General features: G+C 66.3%; 8 protein-coding genes. All 8 read left to right on the top strand.

The annotated features are described in order from the left end of the window. The 8 genes from DB31_RS26235 (at position 1) to DB31_RS45180 (ending at position 13,050) form a co-directional block, all read left to right on the top strand. Entirely contained in the window at positions 1–2,229 is a 2,229-nt protein-coding gene (locus tag DB31_RS26235; RefSeq protein ID WP_157232182.1) for a hypothetical protein, read from the top strand. A gap of 355 nt (positions 2,230–2,584) precedes the next feature. After that, positions 2,585–2,872: a hypothetical protein gene (locus DB31_RS26230; protein WP_044192466.1), complete on the top strand. Its 288-nt coding sequence runs from the start codon at positions 2,585–2,587 to the stop codon at positions 2,870–2,872. A gap of 244 nt (positions 2,873–3,116) precedes the next feature. Further along, positions 3,117–3,419, top strand: a complete 303-nt coding sequence (locus DB31_RS49120; RefSeq protein WP_157232181.1) for a hypothetical protein — start codon at positions 3,117–3,119, stop codon at positions 3,417–3,419. A 175-nt stretch (positions 3,420–3,594) separates the two neighbouring features. Next, a complete protein-coding gene (locus tag DB31_RS49115; protein WP_157232180.1) occupies positions 3,595–3,852 on the top strand; it encodes a hypothetical protein in 258 nt (85 codons plus the stop codon). 461 nt (positions 3,853–4,313) lie between these two features. Next, positions 4,314–5,702, top strand: a complete 1,389-nt coding sequence (locus DB31_RS49110) for a hypothetical protein (protein WP_157232179.1) — start codon at positions 4,314–4,316, stop codon at positions 5,700–5,702. A 979-nt stretch (positions 5,703–6,681) separates the two neighbouring features. Then, the gene (locus DB31_RS26220) at positions 6,682–7,488 is read left to right on the top strand and encodes an SDR family NAD(P)-dependent oxidoreductase (RefSeq protein WP_044192460.1); all 807 of its coding nucleotides are present in this window, start codon (positions 6,682–6,684) and stop codon (positions 7,486–7,488) included. A gap of 244 nt (positions 7,489–7,732) precedes the next feature. After that, positions 7,733–11,443, top strand: a complete 3,711-nt coding sequence (hrpA, locus tag DB31_RS26215) for an ATP-dependent RNA helicase HrpA (protein WP_044192457.1) — start codon at positions 7,733–7,735, stop codon at positions 11,441–11,443. A 269-nt stretch (positions 11,444–11,712) separates the two neighbouring features. Beyond that, entirely contained in the window at positions 11,713–13,050 is a 1,338-nt protein-coding gene (locus DB31_RS45180) for a M23 family metallopeptidase (protein WP_052420247.1), read from the top strand. Positions 13,051–13,195: the final 145 nt, after the last annotated feature.

Here is a 13,195-nt window from a genome sequence, read left to right as displayed (position 1 = left end):
ATGCACTCTGGCCTCCGCGGTTCGCCTCGCCTCTGGCGTTTTCCAGCCCTGGTTCTCGCCGCCGTGCTGGGGACAGCGTGTCCGTCTGGAGGAGGCTCCGGTGCGCCCACGGTGACCGGTGTGAGCGTGACGGCTGACGCCCCGCGAATCGCCCCAGACGGTACGGTGCGTCTCGTGGCCACGGTCCAAGGGACCGGGAGCATTGACCCGGCGGTGACGTGGAGCATCGAGCAGGGGGGAGGATCGCTCTCCAGCGATGATGGGGCCGAAGTCATCTACCGGGCGCCTGCGGCCCCGGACGCGCCGGAGGCGCTCATCCGCGCCACCTCCCGGTCTGATCCCGCCCAGTCGGCCACCGTCCTGCTGACCATCGCCTTCGGCACGGTCGCGGGGGTGGTGATCACGGCCATTCCCACCACGCTGAGCCCAGGGGAAACCACCGCCATGGCCGCGTTGGTTGATGGGGCCGGCCTGAATGAGCGGCGTGTCACCTGGAGGGTCATTCAAGGTCCAGGGCAGCTCCATCAGGTAGACGGGCGCTCCGCGTCGTTCCAAGCGGATGCCACGTTTACCGGCACCGTGGTCCTGGAGGCCATGGCCGTGGCGGACCCGAGCCGTTCGGCGACCGTGACCCTGACCGTGGCGCCTCCGGCAACCTCTGTGATCCGCGCGGCAATCCGGCAGCCGGGGTGTGGCGTGTTTTCCCGGACGTGGACGTGCATGGAAGTTCCCGCGGGAGACAGCAGCACGGTCTTGGCCTCCGTGGCGTCGACCTATGAGGTGCAGGTGAGCGCGCGTGTCCCGGGGACGGGCATCGAGGCACCGCTCACCATCAACTCCAAGAGGGATGGTTACCAGGGCTCCCTGGACCTGCACTCGTTGGACCGGGGGCAGTATCCGCTGGAGCTCTCCGTGACGGATGCGCGGGGGAACGCGCTCGTCGTCCCGGGGATCTTCGTGGTCGATCGAGCTCCCGCGCTGGAGGTGGCCGAGCCCGCCACGTGGCAGGTGGCCGTCGCCTCCACGTTGCGCGTCCGGGCCTCGTGCCAGGATGACGCGGGGGTGTGCTCGCTCGTGGCCCGTGTGGAGTCTCTTCAGGCGGCCGGCACCGGCACGCTCGACACGACCTTGGAGCTCGCGGCCTTCGCGGGGCGCAAGGTGAAGTTGACCGTGAGCGCGGAGGACTCGCTGGGCCAGCTCACCTCTCGGGCCTTCACCGTCTTCGTGGCAAGCCCCGCGTTGGAGCCTGTGGCGAAGGTACCCGGGCAGCTCTTGGCGGCGGATGCCTCCCGCCTCCTCTTCGCCACCGGGGACGGACCCTCGGCCCAACCCAAGGGGCTGGGGATCCTCCAGCGGGCGTCGGGGCAGGTGAGCCCGCTTCTGACTTCCGCGGGGAGCTTGATCAGTGGAGCCCAGCTGGCCTCCACCGGAGCGGTGTTTGTCGCGCAGCCGGTGGGTGGCACCTCATTGGATCGTGCGCTGTACGAGGCAACGCCCGATGCGCTGACTGCCTTGGATCCGGGCCGGATCCCTGTATGGGTCAAGGCCCGGGGCGACTTCGCCCTCTGGACCACCTACCCGGAGTCCGACCTGATGCTGCGGCGCCTGAGCACGGGGACGGCCGTGCGTGTGGCGGTCCCAGGCAACACCGAGCAGGACGTGACAGAGCAGGGCTTCGTCGCGTTCTGGGATAAGGAATACGACATCCTGACGTATCAGGACGGCGTGACGCGGCGCCTGACGAACGACCCGGACAGCACCGTGTGGAACACGTATCCGGTCACGGATGGGACGCTCGTGGTGTACCGCAAGACGGCTCCCTGCTGCAGCGTTCAGACGGGGACGGTCGCCCTCCACACCGGGACGCAGGAGATTCTCCTGACGCAGCCGCGCCCCATGTGGGACGTGAGTCCGGGGCGCGACTACGCGGTGAACTCCGGCTGGGTGGCGTACACGGATCTGGCCTCGGGCGGGCAGACGCAGGTGTGGCTGCGCAGCCCGGCGGGCGAGACGCGAAAGATCACCGACTGGAGCGTGGCGAGCACCGTGGAGGCGCTCGGTCCCGGGGGACAGGTGGCCGTCCGGAACGTCATGGATGGCAAGACGCGCCTGCTCGTGAGCCGAGGTACCGAACCGCTGCAGGACCTGGGGTTCGTCGAGGGGCGGGCCCAGTGGCTGGACGGGGCCTGGCACATCCTCTGGGCTGACACCTTGTTCCGCGTGCGGTGAGGCCTGATTAGCCCAACGGCGATCTCCATCCCCGGGCGGAGCAGCTCATCGGGGGCCTTGCGGGACAGCAGGTGGATGAGCGTGGCACCCAGCGCATACAGATCGCTCGTCTCGTCAACGGTCCTTCTCCGCGAGGAACATGCGGGAGTGAGGCCCTTGGGCCAGCTGTCGAAGGACCCGGAAGCCTCCGGGGCGGCCGGCGCACCACACTCCTCGCAGCCGCCCACCTTCACCCTGGAGAGCTGGCGGGGAGCGGAGCTCTCCTTCGAAGCCGACCCGAAGTGGTTCCAGTGGGCGAAGAAGACAGGCGGGGCGCTGTCGCTCCAGTTCACCGTGAGCAGCGAGAAGGAGCATCGTGTCATCCTCTCGCCTCAATTCCTCCTCTGGAGCACGGGAGAGGCTGTACCCCAAGCAGATCAGCGAGGAGGGGCCGGGCACCAAGACGGTGCGGGCCACGCTGGAGGGCAGGGGGCAGATGGCGCGGCTCAACTTCACCCCCCCGAGCGCGGAGTACTACTGCCCGCGCTGCGAGCCCGTCAGTCGGCTCGAGTCCTTGGTACTCCACACCGACCGGGCCATCACACCGGCAGGCATGTACACCTTCCTGAGGGACGCGGAGTGGTCGAGGCGCGCTGCTCCCTGAAGTAGTCCCCTTCCCGGGCGGGATGCATCAGAGCCCTGTCAGCCGACCTGTCAGCCGGTTCCTCCTGACATGTCAGCGCCCCCTCGGCTGCACAGCCTCGAGATCCCCGTTCACCCGAGGGCCAAGCACTGCGGCAGGGATGCGCAGGCGGTGGACGTGAGGCATTCCTTTTGCACACCCGCGACGGATGCAGGGTTCCTGAATCACCCCACGGCCCCTGTTTGAGACCATGGAGAGCAACGACATGAAGAAGCCTGCATTTCCCGCGCTTGCCGCTGCCTGCAGCCTGTTCCTGATCGCGGTGCCAGGGATAGCCCTGGCTGGCGTCCCCTGTGTGACCCGGGAATTCAAGACCACGCTGATCAAGGATGCCTGCACGAAGGGCGGACAGGACGAAGCCAAGAAGAGCATGAAGAAGTTCCTGGCCACGACCAAGAACAAGGTTCCAAGCATCAAGGACTGCAAGAGCTGCCACTCGGCGCTGAGCCCCAACTATCCGCGCACGCCCGATGCCCTCGAACAGTTCCAAAAAGCTGGCGGCAAGTAATCTCGCACCGCGCGTAGGACGAATCGGAGGCGGGTTGAGGGGGAGGGGGGGAACAGAGGGGCGGAGGAGAGCCGGAGAGGGGAGGCAGCTGGGCAGTGCCCCAGGCCGGTGCAGAGGTGGTGCAGCCCCCTTTGGGCACACGCCTGCCCAGGCTGTCCTCGCAGGAGGGGAGGGCATGGAAACGATCGTTGAGGAACGTGGGATTCCGATCGCGGCGACTGCGGGCAACCGCGGGATCGCCCCCTCGGGTTTGGATCAGAATCCAGCCCAATCGGTCGGTCGGCGAGCTTCGGGCTGCGGGCGCCACAACCCCAGGGTGACCCGCGCCTGGCAGGAGCGGGCTGAGAATGAGCGCGTCGAGAAGCCCCTGTTTTGCGAAGAAGTGAAGGCAAAACAGGGGCTTCTCGACGCCGCAGGGGCTCGGGGCCTGTAGGCCCCCAGAACTCGCAAGCGCGGGCGCTTTCCTGGCTTCTTGATCAGCAGAGCCCGCGCTCCATGTAGGTTGCGATCGCGGCCGCCGCGATCGTTTCGCCGCGCTTCTTGAGAATCGTCTCCACCCAATGCAAGAGCCCAGTGCGTTAGCAGCGCTCGCTGGGATCTGTGCGCGGGGCGGCCCGTTGAGGGCCGTCCCTACCGCGACCATTGCGTCAACCGAGTCCCGGGCTAGATCTCGGCTTTACCGCTCACCGCGCGCTTCGTTGAGGGCCGGTCCAGTAACCGTGCGACGTTTCGTCCAACGACGCCGTGCGGCACCTTACTTGGACTGCATTGTGTTTAGTCCAGCATGTCAGCGGTTAATGCTGCCTAAGGCGCCTTCCCTCAACTTGGTATTTCGGGTATGTGTGTATGTCTGCTGCAAGGAAATCACAGGAGAAACCTAGGAATGGATAGACAATGAAAAGGTTTTATTTCTTCTCACTTGCTCTGGCCTTGTTGGTTACAGCAGAAGGCCGAGCACAAGCACCTACCGTCAAACTCCAGAACGTCCAGTGGAATCAGCAGAATGTGGCATCTGGCTCTACGATTCAAATTCCACAAGGCACAGGCGGAACGTTAAGTGTCGGTGTTGAGATTACCAAGGGTAAGGACTTCTTGTTGGGGGATTTCTGTTGGGTTGCGATTTATTATCGGATTTCTACTGCATCCTCGCCCGTCAATGTTGCGCAGATATATGGTGGTTCATGTGACTTCGGGATAGATGGCACCCGTATGTATGTCTCAGCCAGCATGAATATCGGTGCGTCGTCGTTTTCCTCCGCTGGGGCGACTGGAGAGTTCTATGCAGTCCTTACGTCGTCGGCTTATCCGTCTGGTTATGCAAGTGCTGGTCAGGCCTTCGAGGTTAAGGCTGCGTCACAATTTGTGATGACGCCAGCGTCGCTCAGTTTGGTGTGCGGAACAACGGCGGCGCAGAGATTTTCGGTTTCCAATCCGGGCAATATTGCAGGGGTCGTGTCCTATGTCTGGGACTTGGGCTCTGCGAATAATGGCTGGCTTTATAATGGGAGCCCGGCACCAGCCGTCATTACGACAATCGCGGCGGCAATCGACCTGACGCCTGTTTGCGGCGTCGCCCAGAGCGATGTCTCCGCTACTGTGAATACGAACAATGCCGTCTATGGTCCCTATCGAACAGATGTAACAAACTCGGGCTACCCGAGCATGTTTATCAACGGGCCTTCAAACCTGTGCACGACAAGCCCGTACACCTACAGCGTGGCAGGCCTGTCGTGCGGTACATCCGTGACTTGGAGCACCAACAACCAAAATTTGGCGGCAGCCATTTCGAATGCAGACAACACTGGAAGCGTCACCAAAGGTAACGGATATGGAGACGTCGCGTTGACCGCACTCGTCACCGGGGCGTGTGGGAATGCAGCTGTAACAAGAACGATAAGAGCTGGCTCAAATGGGCTATCTCGGCCTTATGGCACGCTTACATTCGAAACCAACGCAAGCACCTTCAGGACCGTGGAGTTGGTTACTGTAACCGATTTCTATGGCTGGACATATAGCACAAACGGTCTGGAGGTCAGGCCCTCTGTAACAAAAGCTGGGATAAGTGGATACTGGAGTTTGAATGAACCCACGGGGCAAAATTCAGAAATTCTGTGGTTTTTTACAGTTGACAATGGGAAGACAGCCATAATGAGATTCAATCCATTCGCCCCGTCGGGAGATAAGGTAATAAGAATGGAATTCATTTACGACACTGGCTGTGGCGGAACCGGCTCGAATAGTCATTGGTTTTATTACAAAGGAAGCAGCCCCACGGGAGGGTGAGCTTTCAAATGACTTATCGGAGTATTCCTACGGAAGCTGGGGCTCTGTTGAGTGTGGGGGCTGGATCTAAGAGCCAGTTTCGGCAGGGAACCCCAGCGTCTCCAAGCAGGAGGCACAACGTGGCGCGAGCAACGTCACGCTTCAGGTACAACGAGGTGTACCGGAGACTCAGAGTGCTGGAGGTGCGTGCGCTCCTGCGCTGAGACGCGTCGCGTGAAACCTGTCCGGGAGCCGGATGCAGGAAATCTGCACGTCCGGTTCGATGAGCGGCGTGGAGGAAACGGACCGTGGGTAAGACTCGGCGAGAGGGCAAGCGAAAGCGGACCCTCGCATTAGGCGCCGACGAGCCCGAGCGGCACCGCGCCTCCCGCCGACTCTACCCCTCTGGCGTCTCTAGCCCAGAGCGGCGCGCGGCTGGGGGATGGGCCGTCGTGCGACCAATGACCCGATTCCCGCGCTCCGCCGTGACCCACCCACCCTTTCGCGTTCCGCCAGGTGTCTGGCTACTTCTCGGTAGCCCTGGAGCGTTCCAGGGCGGGCCTCACTTCACCGGAAGCCCCCTACGGAGCCAACTAGCCACCCGCCGCGCCCCCCCCTCTCACGGTCTCCACAGGCCTTGCTTCAGTGCCGCGTCGAGGATGGGATCGGCTTGTCTTCGAGGTGGATGGGAGACAAGCACCTCGTGTGCGTCTCCCCGTTTCAGGGGTAGGTTACTGCCGGTGCTGGCGAGGGTAGGGTGCAAATCCAGGAGGTCACCCACCTTTGATCGTACCCGTTACAGCGTACCTCCAACACCCGGGCAAGGTGGTTCCGTACGGGCCTGTGAGCCCCTGCTGCTTGGGGCTCCCCCCACGCCAACTGCGGGGTTCCCAGCGGGACAGAAGGTCTGGGGCGGTCCCCACATCCACTCGAGGATTCTCACGAAGTGGCGCCGCGCCTCGTACAATCCCCTCTTCAACTACGGAGGGGAGGCAAATCGATGAAGCTCATTTCGACCAGCGCCATCGTGACGGGGGCTGCACAGGGTATTGGTTTGGGGATCGCTTCGCGCTTGATGCGCGACGGAGCCAATGTGCTCGTCTTCGGCAGGACCCAGGCCAAGGTGATGGAAGCCGCCGAGCAGCTCAACCGCGCCGCGGAGGGGCGCACACGCGCCGTGCCATTCGCGGGGGACGTGAGCAAGGCGGACGACGTGGCACAGGGACTGGAGCTCGCCACGCGGGAGCTGGGCCTGCCCGGCATCCTGGTCAACAACGCCGGAACGGCCACGCTCGCTCCATTCATCGACCTGCCCGAAGCGGACTTCGAGCAGGTCATGGATGTGAATCTGAAAGGGCCGTTCCTGTTCATGCAGGCCTTTGCTCGGGGACTCATCGCGGCGAAGAAGCCCGGGGCCGTGGTGAACATCTCCTCGCTCAACCAGACGGCCGTCACGGACGGGCTTTCTCACTACTGCGCCTCCAAGGCGGGGCTCGCCAATCTCTCGAAGGCCGCCGCAGCGGAGCTCGGCCGCTACGGCATCCGCGTCAACGTCGTGGCGCCGGGTGCCATCCACACGCCCCTCGCCGAGGCGGCCGGCCTGATGCAAGGCCGCATGGCGGCGGAGTTCCTCGCCCACACGCCGCTCGGGAAGGCGTGCGGAACGCCGGCGGACGTCGCGGGGGTGGTCTCGTTCCTGTGCAGTGAGGATGCGTCGTGGATGACGGGAGACACCCTCGCCGTGGATGGCGGCAACCACATCCGTGGCCTGCACAGCTACTGGGACACGCTCAATCCCCCCAAGTAGTTCTCGGCACCGTCGTTGCCAGGGACAGGCGCTCCTTCTCTGGCCCCAGCTCCGTCCCTGGTCTCACGCTGCGCATAGGACGAATCGGAGGCGGGTTGAGGGGGAGGGGTGGAACAGAGGGGCGGAGGAGAGGCGCAGAGGGGAGGCAGCTGGGCAGTGCCCCAGGCCGGTGCAGCCCCCTTTGGGCCCCCCCTACACTTCGTCAGGGTGTGGAGCGTGCGCTTCAGTGCTAGGTCATGCTGCCATGTCCGGCGACTCACCCGTCCCTCCCCCCGGCGGCTTGCCCACCCTTCATTTCCCCCCCGAGCTCCCCATCTCGAGCCGGGTGGAGGACATCACCGCGGCCATCAACGCCCATCAGGTGGTCATTGTCGCGGGGGCCACCGGCTCGGGGAAGACGACGCAGCTGCCGAAAGTCCTGCTCGCCATGGGGCGCGGCCGCCCGCGCCAGATTGGCGTCACCCAGCCCCGGCGTATCGCCGCGACGAGCGTGGCGGCGCGCGTGGCACGCGAGCTCGGCACGGAGCTGGGCACGGACGTCGGCTACCAGATTCGCTTCGAAGACCGCTCGTCCCGGCAGACGGCCGTGAAGTTCATGACCGACGGGGTCCTGCTCGCGCAGATTCACAGCGACCCGCTCCTGAGCCGCTACGACACGGTCGTGCTCGACGAGGCCCACGAGCGCAGCCTCACCATCGACTTCCTGCTCGGGTGGCTCAAGCGCATCCTCCCCAGGCGCCCCGACCTCAAGGTGGTGGTGAGCTCGGCCACCATCGAGACCGAGCGCTTCTCGCAGTTCTTCGGGGGGGCTCCGGTCATCCAGGTGGAGGGCCGTACCTTTCCGGTGGACGTGCTCTACGAGCCGCCCCCCGAGGACGCCGAGCTCGCCGACTCCGTCGCCGATGCGGTGGCGGACGTGCTCTCGCTCGACCCGGACGGGGACGTCCTCGTGTTCCTCCCCGGGGAGCGGGAAATCCGCGAGGCCGAGAATGCCCTGAACGCACGCGAGCTCCGGGGCACGGTGGTGCAGCCCCTGTATGCGCGCCTGTCGGCCGCCGAGCAGTCGCGCGTCTTCGCTACCATCCCCGAGCGCCGGGTCATCCTCGCCACCAACGTTGCGGAGACGTCGGTCACCATCCCGGGGATCGTGTACGTCGTGGATACGGGGGTAGCGCGCCTGTCGCGCTACGACCCGCGCTCGGGCACCACACGCCTGCACATCGAGCCGGTCTCCCAGGCCAGCGCCGACCAGCGGAAAGGGCGCTGCGGCCGCGTGCGCGAGGGGGTCTGCGTGCGCCTCTACGACGAGGCGAGCTTCACCACGCGGTCCGCCTTCACCGATCCGGAAATCAAGCGCACCGGGCTCGCGGGGGTCATCCTGCGGATGAAGTCCCTCGGCCTCGGTGACGTCGAGGATTTCCCCTTCCTCGATCCGCCCCAGCCGAGGGCCATCGCCGAGGGCTGGCGGGTGCTCGAAGAGCTCGGGGCCATCGAGGGCAAGGAGCGCATCTTGACGCCGCTCGGGTACCAGCTCGCGCGCTTCCCGGTGGACCCGCGCATCGCGCGGATGATTCTCGCCGGCGCCGAGTACGGGTGCCTGGACGAGGTGCTCATCATCGCCGCGGCGCTCAACCTGCAGGACCCGCGCGAGCGGCCACGGGAGCTCGCGCAGAAGGCGGACGAGTTGCACCGGCGCTTCCGTGACGAGCACTCGGACTTCACGGGGCTCCTCAAGCTGTGGGCGTTCGTGCGCGAGGCGGAGGGCCGGGGGACGTCCCATCTGCGGCGCGTGTGCCGGGACAACTTCCTGTCCTTCCTGCGGGTGCGCGAGTGGCGGGACGTCCAGCGCCAGCTCGAGGAGACCGTCCGCGAGCTGCGCCTGCCGCGCAAGGGCCGGGGCGCCCCTTCGCGCGGGGACGCCCTGCACCAGGCGCTCCTCACCGGGCTCCTGTCCCGCATCGGCCAGTGGAATCCGGAGCCGCGCCACTATACGGGCGCGAAGCAGACGCGCTTCATGGTTCACCCCTCGTCGGCGCTCGCGAAAAAGCCCCCTGCCTGGGTGATGGCGTTCGAGCTCGTGGAGACGTCCCAGCTGTTCGCGCGCACCGTGGCGAAGCTCGACCCGGAGTGGCTCGCGGCGGCGGCCCCCCACCTGCTCAAGCGCAGCTACTCCGAACCGCACTGGTCGGAGAAGTCCGCGCGCGCCGTGGTGAAGGAGAACGCGACCCTCTTTGGGCTTCAGGTCTTCAAGGAGCGCCCCGTGGCCCTGGCCAGCATGGACCCCGCTCGGGCACGGCTGATGTTCCTCGAGCATGCCCTGGTGCGCGGCGAGTACCGCACCCGGGGGGCGTTCCAGGAGAAGAACCGACAGGTGCTCGAGCGCGTGGCGCGCCTGCGGGACAAGGCCCGGCGCAGCGAGCTGCTCGACAGCGAGGCGCTGCTGACGTTCTTCGACCAGCGCCTCCCGGCGGACGTGACGGACGGAGCGAGCTTCGAGGCCTGGCGCCGCAAGGCCGAGGCGGCCGACCCCGACGCGCTCGTCCTCTCGATGGAGGATGCCCTCTCGCACGACCCGGGCCTGTCCCCGGCGCACTACCCGGACGCCATCACCCTGCACGGCGCGTCCGTGCCGGTGACGTATACCTTCGACCCCGCGGCCGAGGACGACGGCATCACTCTGAGCGTGCCGCTGCTGCTGCTCGCACAGCTGGTCCCGGGTGAGCTCGACTGGACCATCCCCGGGTGGCAGCGGGAGAAACTCACCGCCCTGCTCGAGCAGGTCCCCCGCGCCCAGCGCAAGCAGCTGGGGCCGGTGCCGGACCTGGTCGACCGTCTCGAGAAGGAACTGGTGCCCTTCCGCGGGCCGATGATTCCAGCGCTCGCGCGTGCGGTGTCCCGGCTGTGCGGCGTGGACGTGCCCGAGGAATCCCTCCGGGCGGATGCCGTGGCGCCGTACCTGCGCATCACGCTCCGGGTGCTCGACGAGCGGGGAAAGGAGCTCGCGCGGAGCCGCGACGCCGACGCGCTGCTCGAGCAGTACGGGGGACGTGCACGGGCGGCGCTGCGCAGCGTGGCACCGGCTTCGGACTGGGAGCGCAAGGGGCTGACGGCCTGGACCTTCGGCGAGCTGCCCCCCGTGGTCACCCGGCGGGTCGGCGGGCTCGAGGTCCGCAGCTACCCCGCGCTCGTCGACCGGGGCGCTGCCGTAGACCTGGTGCTGCTCGAGACCTCCTCCGCCGCCGACGCGGCCACGCGCACGGGGGTCCGCCGGCTCCTGATGCTCGCCGCGCGCGGACACGTGGCTGTCAGCGCCGCGCGCATGCCGCTGCCCTTCCCGTCCCTGGACGGCGCGCCGCCCGCGCGAGGCCAGGCCGAGGCCTTCCGGGCGCTCCTCCTCGCACGCAGCGTCGACGATGCGTTCAAGCTCGCACCGGGTGCGCCGCTGCCCCGCACGAAGGCGGCCTTCGAGGCGCTGGTGGGTGATGGCTCACCGCGCATCGAGCGTGAGGCCCGGGACTGGGCGGACGCCGTCGTTGCCACCTCCTCGGAGCTCGCTGCGACGCTCGCTGCACTCAAGGCAGCATCCAAGGGGCCGAGCGGCGCGGCGGCCGTGCGGGACATCCGCTCGCAGCTCGGGCACCTGTTCCCCGCGAACCTCATCGAGTGGATTCCCTTCGAGCGCTTGCTGAACTACCCGCGCTACCTCCGCGCGGCCCAGGCACGGCTGTCGCGTGCGGTGGCAAACCCCGGCAAGGACGCAGGGAAGACCGCGCCCTTCACCCCCCTGTGGGAGGCCTTCCTCGCCAGGCGCGCCACCGTGCGTGACCAGGAGGCGGCGCAGGAGCTGCGGTGGGCCTTCGAGGAGCTCCGCGTGGCCATCTTCGCTCCGGAGGTGACGACGCCCGTGTCGGTGACGGTGACGAAGGTCGGCGCAGCCCTCGCGGCGCTGCGCTAGAAGCGAGTGGCTGTGCGTCCGCGACGAGAGCATCGGCGTCCTCAAGGAGCGCTGGCGAATCTGGGCTTCGGAGTGAACCTGCTGGTGATGCTCGTGGCGTCCCCCGCGATGCTGCCTTTTCGGACAAAACACAAATTCAGGTAAATCAAGTTTATTCGTATGCATGGTCCGCGATAGCGTCCAGCTGAGCAGCTGTGACTTCGCTCTCACGAGGCGCCGCATGAACGTCGACCGGGGAGCTCCTTGCATTGGATGAAACAGGAGTTCGTATGAAATCAGCGGTACTCGGCCGCTTCACGGCAACCCGGGCGGTGATTGGAATCATCGCGGCAACGCTCTTCGGCGCATCGCCGGCCCAGGCCGACTACGCGGCGATGATCCAAGCGGCTTCGGGGAACGTCACGTATCTCGTCGGCGGCTGCCCCTCCGACCCCAGGCCGACGCACACGGGAATCGACATCGCGGGCCCAGCGGGCGCCCCCATCGTGGCCGCGTACGACGGGGTCGTCACCACTCGCGTCGTCAACTTCGGCACGAGTGGCTATGGCAACCATGTGATCATCACACACGCGTCCGGCTACACGACGCTCTACGCGCACATGCAGCAAGCTCCGGCCGTCGCATTGAACCAGACCGTCACGAAGGGCCAGACGATCGGCGTCGTCGGCAACACCGGGAACTCCTTCGGAGCGCACCTGCACTTCGAGCTCAAGCGGAACGGGGCGAACATCGCGAACCAGGGTTACTCGTGCGGCCAGACGGTGACGAGGGGTTACGCGATCCCCATGGACTTTCCCGGGCTCCAGTCCAACACGCGAAGGACGATCCACGAGACGGCGGTACACGGTAGCTCGTGGCAGAAGATGAGCACGGGGCAGCAGATCTCATCGACGGTCTTCACGACCGTGAACATGGGCACGGGATGGGGTGACATCCTCAGCAGCTCCGAAGGCTACCTCTGGCACGCGTTCGTGAACGGTGGACGGTGGATCAATCTCAACTCCGGGCTCGCATTGAACGCCACGAGTATGTCCGCTGTGAATGTCGGGCAGGCGTCGCCGCAGCTCCTCGCGGTGGAGGATGGCAAACTGATGCACATCTGGGGCGGTTCGAACGGATGGCAGAAGGGTTGGACTGGCATCCAAACGACTGGCAAGGTCTCCGCTGTCTTGATGGCGGACAACTCCATCCAGGCGATGATCAATCAGGGTGGAACGCTGTACCAGGTGTGGACCGGCGGCGGTGCCTGGCACATCGCGTCCACCGGGCAGCCGGTCGGCGATGCGTTCGAGGCGGTGTACATGGGGGGCAGCGCACCTCAGGTGATGACCGTGCTGAACGGGCAGCTCCATCAAACCTGGGCCTCGAGCACGCAGTGGGTGACGATGTCGACGGGTGTCGCGATTGCGCCCGGCGCGACTTTGACGGCGGTGAACATGGGCGGCGGGTGGCCGCAGGTGTTCACAGCGGAAGCCGGGAACCTGTACCAGACCGCCGTCATGAATGGCAGCTGGACGAGGATGGCGACCGGGACCCCGGCGTCCGGGCCGATCGACGCCGTCGTCCTGGGGGGAGGCCAACAGCCCCGCGTGTATACCGCGGACTGAATCCTTCCCGGCCGCCTGCGCGGGGCGCCGATTGCAGCGCAGCCCGCTTCCCGACGCGTTCGCTGGGAAGCGGGCCCCTTTCGTAGCGCCGATCCGTCGGGCACGCTGAGGCTCATGGGGAGACACGACGCCTGTGAGCCTCTCG

It is taken from the genome of Hyalangium minutum, from assembly GCF_000737315.1.
Taxonomy (GTDB): Bacteria; Myxococcota; Myxococcia; order Myxococcales; family Myxococcaceae; genus Hyalangium; species Hyalangium minutum.
Note: the sequence above shows the minus strand (reverse complement) of the source record. Positions and strands in the feature narration are given on the sequence as shown.

What these genes read in the sequence shown, in the direction of transcription:
- DB31_RS49110 (WP_157232179.1), top strand. Translation starts at nt 4,314, where the DNA reads ATGAAAAGGTTTTATTTCTTCTCACTTGCTCTGGCCTTGTTGGTTACA.
- DB31_RS26220 (WP_044192460.1), top strand. Translation starts at nt 6,682, where the DNA reads ATGAAGCTCATTTCGACCAGCGCCATCGTGACGGGGGCTGCACAGGGT.
- DB31_RS26235 (WP_157232182.1), top strand. Translation starts at nt 1, where the DNA reads ATGCACTCTGGCCTCCGCGGTTCGCCTCGCCTCTGGCGTTTTCCAGCC.
- hrpA (WP_044192457.1), top strand. Translation starts at nt 7,733, where the DNA reads ATGTCCGGCGACTCACCCGTCCCTCCCCCCGGCGGCTTGCCCACCCTT.
- DB31_RS49115 (WP_157232180.1), top strand. Translation starts at nt 3,595, where the DNA reads ATGGAAACGATCGTTGAGGAACGTGGGATTCCGATCGCGGCGACTGCG.
- DB31_RS49120 (WP_157232181.1), top strand. Translation starts at nt 3,117, where the DNA reads ATGAAGAAGCCTGCATTTCCCGCGCTTGCCGCTGCCTGCAGCCTGTTC.
- DB31_RS45180 (WP_052420247.1), top strand. Translation starts at nt 11,713, where the DNA reads ATGAAATCAGCGGTACTCGGCCGCTTCACGGCAACCCGGGCGGTGATT.